Source organism: Pseudarthrobacter sp. NPDC058119 (genome assembly GCF_042884655.1).
Taxonomy (GTDB): Bacteria; Actinomycetota; Actinomycetes; order Actinomycetales; family Micrococcaceae; genus Arthrobacter.
The window spans coordinates 839,457-858,357 of record NZ_JBHVTN010000001.1 but is presented as its reverse complement, the minus strand read 5'-3'; the positions used below and the strand labels follow the sequence as shown (position 1 = coordinate 858,357).

At 69.1% G+C, this 18,901-nt stretch carries 20 protein-coding genes; 10 read left to right on the top strand and 10 right to left on the bottom strand.

The annotated features are described in order from the left end of the window. Window positions 1-24 precede the first annotated feature (24 nt). Window positions 25-1,170, top strand: a complete 1,146-nt coding sequence (locus ACFVTD_RS04100; protein WP_387558407.1) for a glutamate--cysteine ligase — start codon at window positions 25-27, stop codon at window positions 1,168-1,170. 16 nt (window positions 1,171-1,186) lie between these two features. On the opposite strand, the gene ACFVTD_RS04095 is transcribed toward ACFVTD_RS04100, so the two are convergent. Both ACFVTD_RS04095 and ACFVTD_RS04090 read right to left on the bottom strand, forming a co-directional pair. Next, window positions 1,187-2,827: an alkaline phosphatase family protein gene (locus ACFVTD_RS04095; RefSeq protein WP_387558404.1), complete on the bottom strand. Its 1,641-nt coding sequence runs from the start codon at window positions 2,825-2,827 to the stop codon at window positions 1,187-1,189. Beyond that, complete coding sequence (locus ACFVTD_RS04090) at window positions 2,828-4,024, bottom strand: alkaline phosphatase family protein (protein WP_387558401.1); 1,197 nt, start codon at window positions 4,022-4,024, stop codon at window positions 2,828-2,830. Between the two features lie 306 nt (window positions 4,025-4,330). Here ACFVTD_RS04090 and ACFVTD_RS04085 point away from each other — a divergent pair, with 306 nt between their 5' ends. The 9 genes from ACFVTD_RS04085 to ACFVTD_RS04045 are packed head-to-tail and all read left to right on the top strand — an operon-like array spanning window position 4,331 to window position 13,028. After that, window positions 4,331-4,687, top strand: coding sequence for an SPW repeat protein (locus ACFVTD_RS04085; protein ID WP_387558398.1), 357 nt, complete (start codon window positions 4,331-4,333; stop codon window positions 4,685-4,687). Window positions 4,688-4,702: 15 nt separating this feature from the next. Next, complete coding sequence (locus ACFVTD_RS04080) at window positions 4,703-5,050, top strand: CU044_2847 family protein (RefSeq protein ID WP_387558395.1); 348 nt, start codon at window positions 4,703-4,705, stop codon at window positions 5,048-5,050. A gap of 5 nt (window positions 5,051-5,055) precedes the next feature. Further along, on the top strand, window positions 5,056-6,396 hold the full coding sequence (locus tag ACFVTD_RS04075; protein ID WP_387558392.1) for a phosphoribosyltransferase family protein: 1,341 nt from the start codon (window positions 5,056-5,058) through the stop codon (window positions 6,394-6,396). Beyond that, window positions 6,393-8,225 carry an acetate--CoA ligase gene (gene acsA / locus ACFVTD_RS04070; protein WP_387558389.1) on the top strand — a complete coding sequence of 611 codons (1,833 nt, stop codon included), beginning with the start codon at window positions 6,393-6,395 and terminating at the stop codon, window positions 8,223-8,225. Before ACFVTD_RS04075 ends, acsA begins: the two co-directional genes overlap by 4 nt. After that, a complete protein-coding gene (pdhA, locus tag ACFVTD_RS04065) occupies window positions 8,222-9,283 on the top strand; it encodes a pyruvate dehydrogenase (acetyl-transferring) E1 component subunit alpha (protein ID WP_387558386.1) in 1,062 nt (353 codons plus the stop codon). The genes acsA and pdhA overlap by 4 nt, the downstream gene beginning before the upstream one ends. Further along, complete coding sequence (locus ACFVTD_RS04060) at window positions 9,280-10,260, top strand: alpha-ketoacid dehydrogenase subunit beta (RefSeq protein ID WP_387558383.1); 981 nt, start codon at window positions 9,280-9,282, stop codon at window positions 10,258-10,260. The genes pdhA and ACFVTD_RS04060 overlap by 4 nt, the downstream gene beginning before the upstream one ends. Next, window positions 10,253-11,686, top strand: coding sequence for a dihydrolipoamide acetyltransferase family protein (locus tag ACFVTD_RS04055; RefSeq protein WP_387558381.1), 1,434 nt, complete (start codon window positions 10,253-10,255; stop codon window positions 11,684-11,686). The genes ACFVTD_RS04060 and ACFVTD_RS04055 overlap by 8 nt, the downstream gene beginning before the upstream one ends. 21 nt (window positions 11,687-11,707) lie before the next feature. Next, window positions 11,708-11,950, top strand: coding sequence for an acyl carrier protein (locus tag ACFVTD_RS04050; protein ID WP_387558379.1), 243 nt, complete (start codon window positions 11,708-11,710; stop codon window positions 11,948-11,950). Window position 11,951: 1 nt separating this feature from the next. Continuing rightward, window positions 11,952-13,028 carry an alpha/beta fold hydrolase gene (locus ACFVTD_RS04045; protein ID WP_387558376.1) on the top strand — a complete coding sequence of 359 codons (1,077 nt, stop codon included), beginning with the start codon at window positions 11,952-11,954 and terminating at the stop codon, window positions 13,026-13,028. On the opposite strand, the gene ACFVTD_RS04040 is transcribed toward ACFVTD_RS04045, so the two are convergent. The 8 genes from ACFVTD_RS04040 to ACFVTD_RS04005 all read right to left on the bottom strand — a co-directional run bounded on the left by ACFVTD_RS04040 (window position 12,926) and on the right by ACFVTD_RS04005 (window position 18,787). Next, window positions 12,926-14,197 carry an MFS transporter gene (locus ACFVTD_RS04040; protein WP_387558373.1) on the bottom strand — a complete coding sequence of 424 codons (1,272 nt, stop codon included), beginning with the start codon at window positions 14,195-14,197 and terminating at the stop codon, window positions 12,926-12,928. The genes ACFVTD_RS04045 and ACFVTD_RS04040 overlap by 103 nt on opposite strands. Before the next feature lie 159 nt (window positions 14,198-14,356). Then, window positions 14,357-15,757, bottom strand: coding sequence for a rhodanese-like domain-containing protein (locus ACFVTD_RS04035; protein WP_387558370.1), 1,401 nt, complete (start codon window positions 15,755-15,757; stop codon window positions 14,357-14,359). Between the two features lie 91 nt (window positions 15,758-15,848). Continuing rightward, window positions 15,849-16,259, bottom strand: coding sequence for a rhodanese-like domain-containing protein (locus tag ACFVTD_RS04030; protein ID WP_387558367.1), 411 nt, complete (start codon window positions 16,257-16,259; stop codon window positions 15,849-15,851). 2 nt (window positions 16,260-16,261) lie between these two features. Then, entirely contained in the window at window positions 16,262-16,624 is a 363-nt protein-coding gene (trxA, locus tag ACFVTD_RS04025; RefSeq protein WP_387558364.1) for a thioredoxin, read from the bottom strand. Between the two features lie 77 nt (window positions 16,625-16,701). Further along, complete coding sequence (locus ACFVTD_RS04020; RefSeq protein ID WP_387558361.1) at window positions 16,702-16,998, bottom strand: rhodanese-like domain-containing protein; 297 nt, start codon at window positions 16,996-16,998, stop codon at window positions 16,702-16,704. Between the two features lie 52 nt (window positions 16,999-17,050). Continuing rightward, a complete protein-coding gene (locus ACFVTD_RS04015) occupies window positions 17,051-17,392 on the bottom strand; it encodes a rhodanese-like domain-containing protein (protein WP_387558358.1) in 342 nt (113 codons plus the stop codon). Window positions 17,393-17,414: 22 nt separating this feature from the next. Next, window positions 17,415-18,173 (bottom strand): sulfite exporter TauE/SafE family protein, encoded by a 759-nt coding sequence (locus ACFVTD_RS04010; RefSeq protein ID WP_387558355.1) that lies wholly within the window; start codon window positions 18,171-18,173, stop codon window positions 17,415-17,417. Continuing rightward, a complete protein-coding gene (locus ACFVTD_RS04005; RefSeq protein ID WP_387558352.1) occupies window positions 18,170-18,787 on the bottom strand; it encodes a rhodanese-like domain-containing protein in 618 nt (205 codons plus the stop codon). The genes ACFVTD_RS04010 and ACFVTD_RS04005 overlap by 4 nt, the downstream gene beginning before the upstream one ends. Window positions 18,788-18,901: the final 114 nt, after the last annotated feature.

Here is an 18,901-nt window from a genome sequence, read left to right as displayed (position 1 = left end):
GACAGGGGACAGGGGACGACGGCGATGGACACCTATGGCAATGACGGCACCGGCGGGGCGGGTGCAGGCAGCCGGACGTTCGGCATCGAGGAGGAGTTGCTCCTGGTGGATCCCGGAACCGGGGAAGCCGTACCCCTGGCAGGTGCCCTCCTGGACCTCTACGTACGCCCGCTGGAAGCCGCATCCGGGCCGGTCCTGACATCCGAGTTCCAGCAGGAAATGATCGAGGTGGTCAGCCCACCGCATGCCAGCCTGGCACGACTCGAGCAGGACGTCGTGGCCGGCCGGGCCATCGCCCGCCAGGCGGCCGAGGACGTGGGCGTCAGGGTGGCTGCCCTGGGAACCTCGCCGCTGCCTGCCGATCCCCATCCCGTCCAGCTCCGGCGGTTCCGGGCGATGATGGAGGAGTACGGGCTGACAGCCAGGGAACAGCTCACCTGCGGCTGCCACATCCACGTCTCGGTCGAGTCGCAGGAGGAGGCCGTGGCGGTGCTGGACCGCATGCGTAATTGGCTGCCGGTGCTTGTCGCGCTGAGCGCCAACTCCCCGTTCTGGCACGGCGAGGACAGCGGCTATGCCAGCTACCGTTCGCAGGTGTGGAACCGCTGGCCGTCCGCCGGGCCGCTGGAACTCCTGGGCTCCCCGGACGCCTACCACCAGCTGGTGCATGACATGGTGAGCACCGGCGTCGCCATGGACGAGGGCATGGTCTACTTCGACGCCCGCCTGTCCCGGCACTACCCCACGGTGGAAATCCGCGTGGCCGACGTCTGCCTGCGCCCGGAGAACACCGTGTTGCTGGCGGGAATTGCCCGCGGCCTGGTGGAAACCGCCGCCAGGGAGTGGCGGGACGGGATCGAACCGGTGTCCGTCCCGTCGGCCCTGCTCAGGCTGGCAGGCTGGAAGGCAAGCCGGTGGGGCCTCCGGGGTGAGCTGCTCGATCCCCAAACGCACCGCCCGGCGCCCGCGCTCGCCGTCGTGAATTCCCTGCTGCACCACGTCCGCGGAGCGCTGGACGACCTGGGCGACCTGCACCGGGTGGAGGACCTGATGGACCAGCTGCTGGCGGACGGCACCGGGGCGGTACGGCAGATGGAGGTGCTGCACCGCACCGGTGACCTGGAGCGGGTGGTGGAGGACGCGGCGGACTGCACGGTCCCGGCCCCCTGAGAGCCCCTGGCAGGGCTCAGTAGGTTGTCGCGTTGGAGATGATCAGGGGCGGCCGTGGTGCCTGGTTGAAGTCGAAGGCGTTGGCCAGGTCACCGAGTTGGGGGTTGTTCTCCCGGACGCCGGGGCGGTTGTCCGGCCGGCCGTCGGTGGCGGGGTCGATCCGCTCGCCGCCCAGGAAATCGTCCTCGATGAACTTGAAGTAGGCGTCCTGGCTGAGGACCTGATGGTCGATGTAACCCTTTTTGGCATACGGGCTGATGACCAGCGCAGGGACGCGTATGCCGTAGCCGTTGGTGTCCACCGACGGCGGCGCCTCGTGGTCGTAGAACCCGCCCCAGTCGTCCCAGTTGAGGAAGATGGCGGTGCTGTCCCAGTCCGGGCCGCTCATGATGGCGTTGACCAGCCCGGCAACATACTGCTGGCCGGTGCTGATTTTCGCCGGGGGGTGTTCGCTGACATCGTCGGTGGGCGCTACCCAGGTGACCGCGGGAAGGTTGCCCTGCCTGGCGTCGTCGTACAAACCGCTGAGGGGCTTGATGTTGCCCTGTTCCCCGTCCTGTTTGACCGTGTCGAAGTACGGCAGCGGGTTCCACCGTCCAGGCGTCTCGGCGTCCTGTTTCACCGGGGCGCAGGTGGCGGCGTCGTTGCGGCAGTCCGGCTCGGTGCCGGCGAAGACGTAGTAGGCCCAGGAGACAGCGTGTTTGTGGAGCAGGTAGGTCAGGTCCGTCCAGGCATAGTCCGGCCGCCCGATGGTCGGGGCTGCTGAATTGAGTTTCGCCTTCAGCGCGTCCGGGATGTCCGCTGCCTGGATGGCGGCCTTGCAGGCGCTGAGGGTATCGGTGCGTTTGCAACTTGCAGCCGAGACCTGCTGGGTCTGGCCAGCCAGGCCGGGACTGAGGCCCGCAGCCTGCAGGGCTGCCTGGCACGGCTGCAGATCCGTGGCGGACTGGCAGGTTCCGATCAGGCTTTTATCGAAGTCCTTCTTTTCAGGTTCGGTATCGAGGCCCTCCATGGCGTTGACGCACGACGACGGGTCCCCGGCCTTGGAGCACTTGGCGGACCATTCCGAAACCATGTAGAGGTGGGCCTGCAGGCTTCCGGCCGCGGCGGAGGAAAACATGTGGTCCTGCAGGACGAAGTTGTCAGCGTAGTCCCAGTAGGTGGGCAGCTGTTTCCGGTCGTGGTAGCCCATGACGTCGGTGGCCTTCGGCTTGTACTTGCAGTCACTGGCCGTGGGCTCGCAATGGGCGAGGTCTTTTTCCGCCTGCGCGACGAAGCCGTCCATGGCCCCGCCGTGGATGTCGGCAGTGGCGTCGTCCGGGCTGTGGGGGCCGCCGGCGTTGGCATCGGCGGTGCTGTAGAACGGCGCCACGCAGCCGCCCTTGGCCGGATCGGGAATGCAGGCTGTGGGTTTGCCGTCCTGCATGGGGATCCCGTCAGCCCCCGGATAGGTGCCGAAGTAGCTGTCGAATGACCTGTTTTCCTGGGTGATGATCACCACGTGCTTGATCTTGGAGATCCCGGCGTCCGAGCCCGTCCCGGACCGGATTGCGGGGGGAACGGCGACGGCGAGGACCACCAGGACGAGCGCGGCTGCACCGGCCAGGACGGCCCGCCGTCGTCCTGCCCGCTGAAGCTTCGCCCGGGTGGACTTCACCTAGGATGCCTGCCGCAGGACGTCGCCGGTGAAGGTCTTCACGCCGGGGTCAGAGGCCATTCCCAGCCGCGGCAGGTGGAACAGGTCCTCGATGGTGGCCAGCAGGCTGTAATGGTTGTATGGCTGGTCCGAGGAAGCGCCCGCCGTGCTGAACGGGGAGAGCACCAGTGCCCCCACCCTTCCGCCGGCGGCCCCACCGGCGGGGCTGCCCGAGACTCCGGACGAGGGACCCACCGAGTTGACCTCAGCCTCGTCGAAGGTGATCACCAGCATCCCGTCCTGTTGGTAGGCCGGGGAGGAGAGAATGGCCGGGACCTGGTCCTTAAGCCAGTGGTCCACCGTCCCCATGCCCCCGCCGGTGCCGTCCGCACAGGATTCGTCATGCCCGTCGTGGCACAGGTTGGGCGTGATGTAGGCGAGGTTCGGCGTGGTGGCCACGGATTTCAAGTCGTCCGCGAGCGCCGAGTAATTGACCACGTTGTTGGCGCAGTCGGGGGACGAAAGGATGGAACGGAAGTAGACGAACGGATCGTGGTGCGTGGAGTACATCTCCTCCCGGGTGGCCCTGATGTGGTTATCCCCCTCCCCGACGTTGGGGTGCTCACACGGTTGTTGCATGTCCTCCATGTAGCCCTTCCACGTTTTGCCTTGCGCGGTCAGCTGCCCAGCCAGAGTCTGCGTGTCTTCAGGATAAACGCATCCGTTGCCCTGCAGCGTGCCGTCCGGCCCAGTGCCCGTGGCCTTGAACTCGGTGTAGGTCCGGCAGTCCTGCTTCGTGGCGTCATTGGCCGGCTGCCCGGAGATTTGGGCCAGGTAGTTGGGAAGCGAGTTATGGGCTATTCCGTAGTAGTTGGTCAGTAGCACACCCTGGTTCCGGAGCGTTCCGGCAAGGTATGGGGCGGGAGAATTGTCACCCCACACGGTGTCGTAGTCCTTGTTTTCGAGGTTGATGACGAAGACATGCCCGGGGGTGCCCGTGGCTGGCGGGCCGCCGGGATTCGCGACAGGAGAGGGGGCCGGGGCGGCCGTTTTGGTGGGGCTCTGGGTGGGCGTCGTCCTGGGGCTGCCCGTGGGGGCAGGCGCGGGGCCGGCGGGCTGGCAGCCCGCCAGGACTAACGCCAGCAGGGCCGGGGCCAGGAGCAGACCGGCGGCCCGCCACCCCCGCGGCCTGTTGTGCGGAGCTGAACCTGGTTCCATGCCTGGCCTCCTTGGGCTGTCTGGGATGACTTGCCGGCCGGGGTGGGGGACAGCCCGGCCGGCAAGCATTTGCTCCCCAGCGATGCGGACACTCTTGCACACCGAAACCGCGTTTCCTCCGGGCACTGCCTGTGAGTTGGCAGGGAATCGCACGGCTCCAGGAGGGCAGCAGCGGTGCAAGGGCCGGGTAGGTCTTTCTGCCCTACAAGCCGGACAGCGGCAGGCGTTGACTTAAACCGCGGGATGCTGGGGACCGCGGGCCGGAAACGCACAACGCGTCCCGCCCTGAACAGAAAGGAAAGTTCAGTGAAAAAGTGGTATCGGTGGCAGGACTATGCAGCGGTCGCCGCCGGACTCTTCACCGCGGTGGCGGTCCTGTTCACGCGGCAGCAAAACATGTCCACCACCCTGATGCTCGCCTTCGGCGGCCTGCTGGTGGTCAGCGGAATCATCAACCTGGCCATGCCGGGAACTCCGGCCATGGAATACGTGCAGGCCATCCTCGCAGCAGGACTGGTCCTCTCGCCATGGCTCGGGACATACACGGGCGCGACGGGCGCAGCCTGGACGTCATGGATCGCAGGGGCAGTGGCGCTGGTGGTAACAGCGGTGGCCATTAAGCCCAGCACCGACCTCCGCCACACCTACCGCGTCTCGCATTAGCAGGAGGAATCCGCCATGACTGAGGTGCTGCGCTACGAAGTGGGATCCGGGACCGTGCTTGTTGAGGCTGCGGACAACAGCTACGGCGTGGACCATCCCGCGCGCAACGAGCAGGGGATCCTGGACACGGGCAGGCGGCTGGAAGATGCCCTTGCCAGCGTCCGTCCCGCCGCCCGCGCAGCACTGGAGGCCATGGCGGAACTCACCCCCGAACAGATCCAGATCGAGTTCGGCGTGAAGCTTGCCGGGGACGCAGGGGCGGTGATCGCCAAGAGCAGTTCGGACGCCCACTTTGTCCTCCGGATGTCCTGGAACCCCGCGGCGGCGACGCTGCCATGGGAAGAAATCACACATGACGGGTGACGGCGATGGTGTCCTTTCATGACAGGTCCGACGCCGGGCGGCGGCTGGGAAAGCGGCTGGCGGGCCTGCGCGGTCCGGATGTCGTGGTGCTGGGCCTGCCCAGGGGCGGCGTCCCCGTCGCGTTTGAGGTAGCCAAGGCCCTGGGGGCGCCGCTGGACGTGATCGTGGTGCGGAAACTGGGGGTTCCGTTCCAGCCGGAGGTGGCCATGGGCGCCATCGGGGAGGGCGGCGTCCGCGTCCTGGACCCGCGCACCATCTCCATGGCCCGCGTCTCCCAGGAAGACCTGCAGCAGGTGGAGCGCCGGGAGCGCGCCCTGCTGGACAGCAGGGTGGCGCGGTTCCGCCAGGGACGCCGGCGCCTGGACCTCGCCGGCCGTACCGCGGTCATAGTCGACGACGGAATCGCCACCGGGTCAACCGCCAGGGCGGCGTGCCAGGTGGCACGGCACCTCGGCGCCGCAAAAGTCATCCTCGCTGTTCCGGTGGCCCCCGCCCGCTCCATCGTGGAGCTCAAGGAACCGGACGACGTCGTCTGCCTGCTCTCCCCCCAGGATTTCCAGGCCGTGGGGTACTACTACCGTGACTTTTCGCCCACCGAGGACGGCGAGGTGGTGCAGCTCCTGGACGCCGCTGCCGCTCCGCAGCATTCCGGCGAGGGGTACGGCGGAGACGGCAGCCTGGAGGACGACGTCGAAATCCCCGACGGAATGGTGGTGCTGCGCGGCAGCCTCTACCTGCCGGCCCGGTGCGACGGCACGGTCCTGTTCGCGCACGGCAGCGGCAGCAGCAGGCACAGCCCCCGCAACCGCTTCGTCGCCTCCGTACTGCACGGCGCCGGCCTGGGGACACTGCTCCTGGACCTGCTGACCCCCGAGGAGGAGGTCAACCGGGCCAACGTGTTCGACATCGGCCTGCTGGCACGCCGCCTCTCCGCCGCCACGCATTGGCTGGAGGCGCGGCATGACGGATCCGCCGGCCGGATCGGCTATTTCGGGGCCAGCACCGGCGCAGGGGCTGCCCTGTGGGCCGCCGCCGAGCCCGGCTCCCAAGTTGCCGCCGTGGTGTCACGCGGCGGCCGGCCGGACCTGGCAGGTCCCCGGCTCGCGGCGGTCAAGGCCCCCACCCTCTTGATCGTCGGCGGCGCCGATACCCAGGTGCTGGCCCTCAACCGGCAGGCCATGGCGGGCATGCAGGCCCCCACCCGGCTGGAGATCGTCCCGGGCGCCACGCACCTCTTCGAGGAACCCGGCACCCTTGCCATGGCAGCCACCCTGGCGGCGGACTGGTTCCGGCATTACCTCTTGCCCTCGCCGGTGGGCCGGGCCGCGCAGGAGGCCAGGGAATGAACGTTTCCGCCGGCAGACCGGTCACCGCCGCCATCGCCAAGGATGTGGCCGCCCTCAGGGTCCAGCCCAACATGCCCGATTACGACGCCGCCCGCCGGGACTTCAGCTGGGAACAGGCGCGGCAGGCGCTGGCCGGGCTGCCCGGTGGCCGGGGCGTCAACATCGCCTACGAGGCCGTGGACCGGCACGTGGCGGAGGGCCGCGGCGCCAAGGAGGCGCTGCGGTTCGTGATGGCCGACGGCGGCACGAAGTCCCTGAGCTACGGGAACCTGGCGGACGGGTCCGCCAGGTTCGCCGCCGTCCTCAGAACGCTGGAAGTGGGGCGCGGCGAGAGGGTCTTTTCGCTGCTGGGACGCAGCCCGGATCTGTACACCGCGGTGCTGGGCACGTTCAAGAACGGCAGCGTGTTCTGCCCGCTCTTTTCCGCCTTCGGTCCCGAACCGGTCCGGCAGCGGCTGCACCTGGGGGCCGGCCGCGTGCTGGTGACCACCAAGGCCCTGTACCGCAGAAAGGTGGCACCCGTGCGGGACACCCTGCCGGAGCTACGGCACGTGCTGCTGGTGGACGCCGGCGGCAGCCCCGAACCCGGGACCCTGGACCTGGCGGCACTCCTGGCCAAGGCCGACCCCATCGGCGGGACCGCAGCCACGCAGCCGGAAGACATGGCCCTGCTGCACTTCACCAGCGGCACCACAGGCACACCAAAGGGTGCCATCCACGTCCACGACGCAGTCGCAGCCCACTACGCCACCGGCCGCTTCGCCCTGGACCTGCACCCGGACGATATCTATTGGTGCACCGCCGATCCGGGCTGGGTGACCGGCATGTCCTACGGCATCATCGCGCCGCTGGTGCACGGGGTCACCGCCATCGTGGACCAGGAGGAACTGGACGCCGACCGCTGGTACCGGATCCTCGCAGAGCAGCACGTGACGGTCTGGTACACGGCCCCCACCGCCCTGCGGATGCTGATGAAGGCCGGTGCGGAGCGCGCGGCCGGCCATGACCTGTCCGCGCTGCGCTTCATCGCCAGCGTGGGGGAGCCGCTGAACCCGGAGGCCGTGGTCTGGGGCCGGGACGTGCTCGGCCTGCCGGTGCACGATAACTGGTGGCAGACCGAAACCGGCGGGATCATGATCGCCAATTACGCCGCCATGGACATCCGGCCCGGGTCCATGGGCCGCCCGCTGCCCGGCATCGAGGCCGCCCTGGTGGCCCGCGACGCCGACGGCCTGGCCATCCTCAAGGATGGCCAGGCGGTCCTGGTCACCGAGCCGGACGCCATGGGTGAGCTGGCACTGCGCCCCGGCTGGCCGTCGATGTTCCGTGGCTACCTCAACGAGGAGGAACGCTACCGGCGCTGCTTCGCCGGCGGCTGGTACCTCACCGGCGACCTGGCCAAGCGCGACGGCGACGGCTACTTCTGGTTCGTGGGCCGCGGCGACGACGTCATCAAGTCCTCCGGCCACCTGATCGGCCCCTTCGAGGTGGAGAGCTGCCTCATGGAGCACCCCGCCGTGGCCGAAGCCGGCGTGATCGGCGTACCGGACCCGGTGGCCGGCGAAGTGGTCAAGGCCTTCGTGGAACTCAAGACCGGCAACCGGCCCACAGAGGAGCTCCAGCTGGAGATCATCGGGTTCGCACGGAAACGCCTGGGCGCCGCCGTGGCGCCCAGGCTGCTGGACTTCACCACCTCGCTGCCCAAGACGCGCAGCGGCAAGATCCTCCGCCGGCTCCTGAAGTCCCGCGAACTCGGACTCCCGGAAGGCGACACGTCCACGCTCGAATCCCCGGCAGGGCCCGCCGTGCTGCAGAAGGACCAGCCATGACCAGCCTCAAGGGACAGGGCGTCGCGGACGCCGAGCATGCACTGCACCTGCTGCGGCAGATGCTGCGGGTGCGGCGGCTCGAGGAGAAATGCATCGAGCTGTACAGTGCCGCCAAGATCCGCGGCTTCCTGCATGTCTATATCGGCGAGGAGGCCGTGGCCGCCGGCGTGATGTCAACCCTGGCGCCTGGGGACGCAGTGGTGGCCACCTACCGCGAACACGGGCACGCCCTCCTCCGCGGCGTCTCGGCCGGTGCCATCCTCGCCGAAATGTACGGCCACGCCGAAGGATGCTGCCGGGGCCGCGGCGGGTCCATGCACCTCTTCGACGCCGCCACCCGCTTCTACGGCGGAAACGCGATCGTGGCCGGCGGGCTGCCCCTCGCCGTCGGCCTGGCGCTCGCGGACCGGATGGCCGGCCGTCAACGGGTGACTGTCTGCTTCTTCGGCGAAGGCGCCGTGGCCGAAGGCGAGTTCCACGAGAGCATGAACCTGGCCGCCCTCTGGCAGCTGCCGGTGCTGTTCTGCTGCGAGAACAACCTTTATGCCATGGGAACCGCGCTGGGCCGCTCGGAATCCCAAACGGACATCGCGCTCAAGGCCGCCGGGTACGAGATTCCGGCCTGGGCGGTGGACGGCATGGATGTGTTCGCCGTGGAGGAAGCCGCCCGGCGTGCCGTGGAGGCGGTCCGGTCAGGCGGCGGCCCGCACTTCCTGGAGCTGCGCACCTACCGGTTCCGCGCCCACTCCATGTTCGATCCGGAGCTGTACCGGGAAAAATCCGAGGTGGCCCAGTGGATGGAGCGGGACCCCATCAGCCTGCTGCAGGGGGCCATGAAGGCGGCGGGACAGCTGGCGGAGAAGGACTGGGCCGCCCTGCAGGCGGACGTGGACGCGGAGATCAGCACCGCCGTCGGATTCGCCGAGAACGGGACTCCGGAGCCGGTGTCCGAGCTCGGCCGGTTTGTCTACAGCGACCGGCCGGATGACGGCAGTGCGGGCGACGGCGGGGGCCCGGGCCAGGGGGAGACGACTGGGAAAGGCGGGGCTGCAGGATGAAAACCACGTACCGGGAAGCCATGCGCGCGGCCCTCCGCGACGCCATGCAGCGCGATGACCGGGTGTTCCTCATGGGCGAGGACGTGGGCCGGTACGGCGGCAGCTTTGCCGTGAGCCTTGGCCTGCTGGAGGAATTCGGGCCGGAACGGATCCGTGACACGCCCCTGTCCGAGTCCGGATTCGTCGGGGCGGGGATCGGCGCCGCGCTGGGCGGGATGCGTCCCGTCGTCGAAATCATGACCGTCAACTTCAGCCTGCTGGCGCTGGACCAGATCATCAACAATGCCGCCACGCTGCTGCACATGTCCGGCGGCCAGTTCAACGTGCCCATCGTGATCCGGATGACCACCGGCGCGGGCCGGCAGCTCGGCGCCCAGCACTCGCACAGCCTGGAGGGCTGGTACGCCCATATTCCCGGGCTGCGGATCCTGGCGCCGGCCACTCTGGCGGACGCCCGCGGCATGCTGTGGACCGCGCTGCTGGACCCGGACCCGGTGCTGATCTTCGAGCACGGCTCGCTGTACAACGTGGCCGGAGAGCTCGACGACGATACCGGCGCCGTGGACATCGACAAGGCAGCGGTCCTCCGGCAGGGGGACAGCCTGACCCTCATCACCTACGGCGGCACGCTGCCCATGGTGCTGGAGGCCGCGGACCAGCTGGCCGGGGAGGACATCGACGCGGACGTCATTGACCTCCGGACCCTCCGCCCGCTCGATGCCCACACCATCATGGACAGCGTGGCCAGGACGCACCGGGCCGTGGTGGTGGACGAAGGCTGGCGCAGCGGCAGCATCTCCGCCGAGATCGCGGCCCGGATCTGTGAGCAGGCCTTCTTTGACCTCGACGCACCGGTGGAACGGGTGTGCAGCCTGGAGGTGCCGGTCCCGTACGCCAAGCACCTGGAGCAGGCTGCGCTGCCGTCCGTGGAGCGGGTCATGGCCGCGGCGCGAAGGGCCGTGGGGGCCAATGGCTGACTTCCGGATGCCGTCCCTGGGCGCGGACATGGAGCACGGCAAGGTGGTGGAGTGGCTGGTCAAACCCGGGGACTACATCCACAAGGGCGATATCGTGGCGGCCGTGGACACGGACAAAACAGTCATGGATATCGAATCGTTCGAGGAAGGCGTGGTGGCCGAGTTCCTGGTGGACCTCGGCGACACCGTGGACGTGGGCACCCCCATCGCCCGGATCACGGCCACCCCCGCCGAACTCCCGGCCGCCCCAACACCGGCCGCCCCGCAATCGGCAGTCCCGTCCCCGAAGGCCGCGCCGCCGGTGCGGCACCTGGCGCACACTCTCGGGGTCGACGTCGGACGCATCAGCGGGAGCGGTGCCGGCGGTGAGGTGACGCGGGACGACGTCGAACGCGCCGCGGCAGCGCCCGGCACCGAAGCCGGGCCTGCCCCTGCCGTGGCTGCGGCAGCGCCGGCGGAGGACGCGGCCCACCGGGTGCGGTCTTCGCCGCTGGCCCGGCGGCTGGCGGTGGAACTCGGCGTCGACCTGGCGGGCATCGCGGGCACCGGCCCGGGTGGTGCCGTTACCGAGGAGGACGTGCTGGCCGCGGTCCCGCCCAGGGAACGGGCACCCCAGGGCACCGGTACGGACCAGCCGGCGGCAGCACCGTCGTCGGCCGTTCCAGCGCCGGCACCGGCCACGCCGGAACGGCGGGCTCCCGCGCCTCCCGCGCCCCAGCCGCAGCATGCAGCCCAGCCCCGCAGGAAGGACACCGGCGGCAAGGCCGAAAGCCTGCGGCAGGCGATCGGCGCCCTGATGTCCCGGTCCAAGAAGGAGATCCCGCACTACTACCTCTCCACCACCCTTGACCTGGCGGCGGCCATGGCGTGGATGCAGGCGGAAAACCAGCAGCGCCCGGTTTCGTCCCGGCTGGTGCCGTCGGCCCTGCTGCTGAAGGCCACCGCGCTGGCAGCCAAGGAGGCGCCGGACATGAACGGGTTCTTCACCAAAGGCGCCTTCCAGCCCAGCAGCAGCGTGCACCTGGGCGTGGCAGTCGCCCTGCGGGACGGCGGGCTGGTGGCCCCGGCCCTGCACGACGCGGACACGCTGACGCTCGATCAGCTCATGGAGCAGCTGCGCGACCTGGTGGGCCGGGCCCGGGCCGGCCGGCTACAGCGCGCCGAAATGGCCGACCCCACCATCACCGTGACCAACCTGGGGGACCTCGGCGTCGAAAGCGTCTACGGCGTGATCTATCCGCCGCAGGTGGCCATGGTGGGGTTCGGCAAGGTGATGGAACAGCCGTGGGCGCACAACGGGATGCTCGGCATCCGGCACGCCGCAATCGCCACGCTGTCAGCGGACCACCGGGTGAGTGACGGCCTGCGCGGCGGGCGGTTCCTGGCCCGCATCGATGAGCTGCTGCAGAAACCCGGGGACTTGTGAATCCGTAAGCGAGGAGGAACCGTGAACGAACCGGACGCACGCCAGGCGGTGGAGGCCGCGATCGGCAAAGTAGCCCCCGACGTCGAGCCTGGAGACCTGGAAAGCGCTGCCCGCCTCCGCCAGGACCTGGAGCTGGACTCGCTGGATTTCCTCCGCCTGGTGGAAGTCATTGCGGAATCCACGGGCGTGGATATCCCGGAGGCGGACTACCCGGCGGTGGCCACGGTGGGCGGCCTGGTCCAGTATCTGGCAGGGCACGGATAGCATGAAGCCCCGGAGGCCGCGGCGTTGGCTCCGCCGCCTGGGGATCACGGCACTGGTTGTCCTTGTGCTGCTCATGGTCTCTGCGGTGGCCAACGTGGTCCTGGAATCGCGGGAGAAGGCCACCGCCCCGTCCTACGGGGAGCGGATCGCGGTGGCCGGGGGTTCGTTGAACGTGGTCCGGAACGGGAGCGCGGCAGGGCGCCAAGGGCCGCCCATCATCCTGCTCAGCGGCCTGGGAACCGCAGCCCCGGGCCTGGACTTCGCCCCGCTGCTGCGCGAACTGCCCGACTACGACGTCCTGGTGGTGGAAGGGTTCGGGTACGGCTACAGCGACCTGGAGGCCGGCGCCCGGACCAATGAAAACATCAGCAACGAACTGCATGAGGTCCTGTCGAAGCTCCAGGTCCGGCAGCCATACGTCCTGGCCGGCCACTCCATCGCCGGGTTCTACCTGCTGGACTACGCCAACCGGTACCGCCCGGAAGTGGCCGCGGTGGTGGGAATTGATGCCACCATCCCCAAGCCCGGAGACCACCCGGTGGCGGAACCGGAGCCCGGCATCAACTGGGCGAAGCTGGTGGCCGACATGGGGCTGGTGCGGGTGGTGGCCGCGGTGGCGCCGGGGGTTTTCGATCCGGACAGCCATGCCTATTCGGATGAAGAGCTGCAGCGGATGCGCACCATGATGCTGTGGAACTTCGGCAATCCGGCGGTGGCAGACGAAACCGCCCGGATCGGCAACAACGCGGCGGCGCTGCGGGGCGTCACCTACCCGGACGACCTGCCCGTGCTGTCGTTCGTCGCCGATGAAGGGGACGGCAGGGCGGCCGCGAAAACGGCGGCAGCGGAGGGGCTTCTCAGGAACGTCACCCGGCACGAGGTGCTGCCGCTGCAGGGCGGACACTACCTGCACTGGACGCAGGCCGGGCGAATGGCGGATGAGATTCGGCGGTTCCTGGCCCCGGCCGACCTGTTCTACCCCATGACATGGTCGTGGCCGCGCATGCGGAGGGCTACGACGGCGCCGGAGGCGGCGGTGAGGACCGCGACGGCGGCGACCGCTGCCGGGATGCCGTAAAGGTCGGCCAGGACGCCGGACAGGAGGGCACCCACGGCGAAGCCGCCGTCGCGCCACAGCCGGTAGACGCCCACGGAGCGGGCCCGCCAGGCCGGGTGCGCCACATCGCCGATGGCGGCCAGCAGGGTGGGGTAGACCAGGGCGGTGCCCAGGCCCAGGACGACGGCGGCGGCGAGCCAGGGCCCGAAGCTGTGGGCGGACGAGGTGATGCCCAGGGCCAAGGCCTGGACCAGCATGCCGGCCGTGATGAACCATTTGCGGCCCCAGCGGTCCGAGGCGGCGCCGGTGACCAGTTGCGCGGCACCCCAGGCGGCGGGGTAGGCGGCAGCGAGGATGCCGATCTGGCCAAGGTCCAGCCCGGCGCCGGCAAACAGGACGGGGAAGAGGCCCCAGGCCAGGCCGTCGTTGAGGTTGTTGACCAGGCCCGCCTGGCTGGCCGCCGAGAGGGAGCGGTCCTTGAAGCTGGTGAGGGTGAACACCTGGCCGGTGGTGAGGCCGGCATGGGCGCTGCCGGAGGCGGCGGCGTGCTGGAGGGCTTCGGTTTTGGCATGGTGGTGGGTTTCCCTGACGGCCAGGACGGTCAGTCCCAGGCCGAGGGCGATGTAGGCTGCTCCGAGCAGGAACGGGGCGGGCCGGAGACCGTAGGCGGTGGCCAGGTAGCCCGTAGCCACGGCGGTGGCAGCCACGCCCAGGTAGCCCGCGGCCTCGTTGAAGCCCATGGCCAGTCCGCGCTGCCGGGGGCCCACCAGGTCCATTTTCATGATGACGGCGGTGGACCAGGTCAGTCCCTGGCTGATGCCCAGCAGGACATTGGCGGCCACGATCCAGGACCAGGACGGGCCGAAGATGAGCATGAGCGGCACCGGAACGGCGGCCAGCCAGCCCGCGATGAGGACCGGCTTGCGGCCGTACCTGTCCGAAAGCGTGCCGGCGAAGTAGTTCATCGCGGCCTTGGACAGGCCAAAGGCCAGGATGTACGTCAGCGCGCCGGTGTAGAGGTCCAGGTGGAACTCCTGGGAAGCGACCAGGGGCAGGACCGTGCGTTCCTGGCCGAGGGTTCCGCCCACCAGGGCATTGACGGCGACCAGGAGCATGAACTGCGCGAGGTTCTGCCGCAGGCCCAGCACGGGTCCGCCTGGACCGGCTGCGGGAAGTGTTTTGCCTTGCATAGCTGCTCCATTACTGGCGGGGGGAATGTGTCAGGCACGAAAGCGGCCCGGGCGTGTGGGGGGCACGCCCGGGCCGGGGTCCGGAGGCGCTGGGGACGCTCCGGACCGAAGCCCGGGCAGGAGGGGGGTCCTGCCCGGGCGGTCTGTGGGAGTTCCTGGCTAGACGGCGGGGACGCTGTTCTGCCAGGCGTTCCAGGCGGCGTAGCTGCCGTCCAGTTCGACGACGTCGTACCCGGCGCGGCGCAGGGCGCTGGCAGCCACGGAGTTCCGCACGCCGGACTGGCAGTAGCTCACGATGGTGCCGCCCGCCGGGAGTTCATCGAGGTGCCACATGACGCGGCCGCCGCTGAGCTGGTAAGAACCCGGGACGTGCCCGGCTTTGTGCTCCGTCTTGTTGCGGACGTCCAGGACCATGGCGGCGTCGAAACCTTCGAGTTCCTCAGGCTGGATCAGCTTGGGGATGAAGGTGGGCAGCCCCTCGAGGCTGGTCAGGTAGCCGGCCACGTTGTCGATGCCCACGCGGACCAGGTGGTCCCACATGTCCTGCGCCTGCCCCTGGTCACTGGTCAGCAGCACCAGCGGGTTCTTGTCCGTTTCCGGGTTGACCACCCAGGCGCCGTAGCTGGCCACGGACTTGCCGGCCGGAACGTTCAGGGACCGGGCCACGGTGCCCTGGTGGACTTCGCCGTTGGAGCGGGTGTCGATGAAGGTCAGGGTGTCCTCCGCCAGGCCTGCCGCAACGATCTCCGTGGACAGTTTCGGCAGGGGAGTGCGCTCGCCCATGACGGCAGGGCCTTCACGGTTTTCGCGCTTCATCCGGGCGAAGTAGGCGTGGGCGTCGGGCTGGCCGTCGAGGAGCTCGTCAATGAAGCCCTGCTCATCGTTGGCGGCCAGGTAGGGGCCCCACCAGGCGTAGAGGCGCTCGTAGCCCACCGTGGAGGACGGGATGGCGCCCAGGGCCTTGCCGCAGGCGCTGCCGGCGCCGTGGGCGGGGTGGACCTGGACGTAGTCCGGGAGGGTGAGGAACTTGTCGCGGAGGCTCGCGAAGAGCTGCTTGGCGCCTTCGAATCGGGTGTCAACGCCGCCGGCTGCCTCGTCCAGCAGGTCCGGCCGGCCCAGGTCGCCGGAGAATACGAAGTCGCCGGAGAGCAGGTAGCCGGGCTTGTCACTGAACGCGCCGTCGGTCACCAGGAAGGACAGGTGCTCCGGGGTGTGCCCGGGGGTGTGGACCGCCTTGATGTTGATGTTGCCCAGGGTGATGGTGTCGCCGTCGTACAGCCGTTCGCCCTCGAACTGGTACTGCCAGTCAGGGCCGCCCTCGCCGGAAACGTAGATCTTGGCACCGGTGGCGGCAGCCAGTTCGCGGGTGCCGGAGAGGTAGTCGGCGTGGATGTGGGTCTCGGTGACGGCCACGATCTTCATGCCGTTCTTGGCGGCCAGCTCCTGGTACACGGCGATGTCGCGGCGGCCGTCCACCACGATCGCTTCACCCTTGGCCTGGCAGCCGATGACGTAGCTGGCCTGGGCGAGGTCTTCGTCGTAAATGCGCTCGATAAGCATCTGGTGCTCTCCTTCAGTTGAAAGGGGATTGGGAGGTTGATCTGCATTCGGTATAGATACCCCCGGGGGTATCCCGCAAGTGCGCTGCTGCCTATGCGGATGTCCTGCGGAAGAGCCTTGGCAGCAGGCGCCGGAGGCCTGGTGCTGCGGGGTTTCCTGCGGGTGGGGGCTGGTCTGCGGGGGCTTGGTTGTAGGTGACGGGGTGGCCTGCCCGGTACCACTCGGTGATGCCGCCGGCCACGTTGACCGCGGTGTGTCCGCGGTCGGTGAGGAGGCGTGCAGCCTGGGTGCTGCGCTTCCCGGATCCGCACATGAGGTACAGGGTGGTGTTGGGCAGGTCCGCGAGCCGGGAGGCCAATTCATCCAGGGGAATGTTCAGGCTCCCCGGGACGCGCGCGGTGGCATGCTCCTCCCGGCTGCGGACGTCCACCAGCGCGGCGCGGGGCCACACCAGGGCAAGTTGGTCCGCCGTGACGGTGCGGAACGCCCGCGGGTCCGTCATGGTTAGGCGTGCTGGTGGCCGGCCTCGGCGCGGAGGTTGTCCATATCCAGGTCCTTCACGGCCTGGATGACTTCCTCGAGTCCGGTGGCGTTGAGGGCCCCGGGCTGGGAGAAGACCAGGGTCTTGTCCTTGAAGGCCATCAGGGTGGGGATGGAGGTGATGTTTGCTGCGGCGGCGAGCGCCTGTTCGGCCTCGGTGTCCACCTTGGCGAAGGTGATGTCCGGGTGCCGCTCTGCGGCGGCGCCGTACGTGGGGGCGAACATGCGGCAGGGGCCGCACCAGGCTGCCCAGAAGTCAACGAAGACGATCTCGCTGCCCTCCAGGGTCTGGGCAAAGGTCTGTTCGGTGATGTCGATGGTGGCCATGGCCTGTGGTGTCCTTTCGGGCGGAGTGTGGTGGTTGCGCTGTGCTTGTTGGGTGCCGCGTGCCGCGGGGGCCGGCCCTAGGTGGTGGGGAGTCCGGCGCGGGTCCAGGCGGTCATGCCGCCGGCCATGGTGTCCGCTTTGTAGCCGGCGCCGTTGAGGGCATCGGCAACGGCGGCGCTGCGGTTGCCGCTGCGGCAGACGGCGATTACGGGCAGGGCCGGATCGAGTTCGCCCAGGCGGGCCTGCAGCTGGCCCATGGGGATGTGCAGGGCGCCGGGGATCATGCCCTCGGCAACCTCGAAGTCCTCGCGGACGTCCAGGATCCGGGCGGTGGAGCGGCGCTGATCGGTATCGGTGATGGTGATTTCAGCCATGGTGGTTCTCCTTCGAAGTGATTTGTGGCTGGAGTTGGTGGTGGTGGTGCTGTTAGCGGACGGGTTCGCCGGCCTGGTGCCAGGCCGCCATGCCGCCGCGCACCGAGTAGGCGTCGTATCCCTTGGCGGCGAGGAGACGGGCTGCGGAGGCGGAGCGGACGCCGGAGGCACAGACGGCAATCACCGGACGGGTCTTCTGGATGCCGGCAGTGCTGGTCTGCAGCCGGTCCAGGGGGACGTGCTTGGCCTGCGGCGCCCGGCCGGTCCGCCATTCCTGGGCGGACCTGACGTCGATGAGCGTGGCACCGGAACCCAGGAGTTCCTTTGCCTGCGCCACCGAAATCGTTTTGTAGGGCTTGCTGAAGGCCTTCTTGAAGGAATCAATCAGTCCCATGGTGTTCTCCTCTGTGGATGGGTCAGGCGGTGACCGTGCCGGCGGTGACCCACGCCGCGACGGCGAAGATGAGTACCGCGAACGAGATGCGGATGTGTTTGTCGTGCAGCCGCCGCGCAAACCGGGCGGCAACCACCGATCCCACGATCGCCGGGATGGCGAAGGCCAGGGTGGTGGCCCAGTCGATGGTGTAGCCGGCGGCGTGGGCGCTGAACCCGGCGGCCGAGTTGACCACGATGATGGCCAGGGACGTTCCCACGGCCTGCTTCATGCGCAGGCCCAGGAAGATGGTCAGGGCGGGGGTGATGAGGAAGCCGCCGCCCACGCCCAGCAGTCCGGTGAGGAAGCCGACCAGCAGGCCCACTCCCACGGCTTTCGGGGCGCAGGACCGGAAGGCCCGGTTGGGCCCGGTGCTGCAGGACCCCTCGCTTTCGCGGGGTTTGCTGAGCATCCGGATGCCCGCGGCCACCATGATCACGGCGAAGGCCAGCATCAGGATGTTTGGGTCCAGCAGCTTGCCGACGGCCGCGCCGGCCCAGGCTGCCGGGATGCCGGCACCCCCCACCAGGGCGATCACGGGCCAGTTCAGGCCTTCCCGCAACCGGGGGAGCAGGGCTGCCAGCGAGGAGACTCCCACCACCAGCAGGGAGGTGGGAATGGCCTGGGCGGGGCTCATGCCCACGCCGTACACCAGGGCAGGAACGGCAATGATGGACCCGCCGCCGCCAACTACGCCCAGTACGACGCCGACGACGAGCCCCAGACCCAGGGCCGGGATCATGCCGCTGCGCCCTCTTCGGCCGGCTGCACGGGGAGCTGCAGGATGGCGGTTTCGCGGGTGGGTTCCTTGGCGGCCTTGTTCCACGGCATGGCCGAGAGGGCCTTGCCCATGGCGCAGGTGTTGGTCGCGGCCGAGAACGTCAACCCGGTGCCGATGGCACCTGCCAGCATGCGGACCTTGGGGGAGACGAACTTGCCCCCGGCCAGGCCCAGCATCACCAGGGAGCCGGCGGCCAGGCGGACCTGGCGCTCCAGGTCCCAGCGGTCCTTGCCCTTGACCACGTCGCCGCCGGCGGCGGCGAATCCGGGAACCCCGCCGGTGAGGACGTAGGCGGTGTCAAGGCCAACAGTGGCCATGCGCTGGCGGGCCTGCTCGGCGCGGACGCCGGACTGGCAGACCAGGACTACCCGCGAACCCAGCCGGGCGGCGAGTTCGTCGGTGTGCTCGGAGAGCAGCGGAAGCGGCACGTTGTACGAGCCGCGGATGTGCATGGATTCGAATTCAGCAGCGGAGCGCACGTCGATCACCACGAGGTCCTGGTGTTCCTTGATCCAGGACTGGAGGGCCTCAGGGGCGAGTGCGGTAACGGCTGTCGCTTTGGAAGGGGACGTCATGGGTGGCCTCTCGGAAGGGGTCGGGTGGATACCCCACCGAGTATTACAGATACCCCCGGGGGTAGTCAAAACACCCATGGGGGTATATAGTTGAGGGCAAGCACCTTACCGATG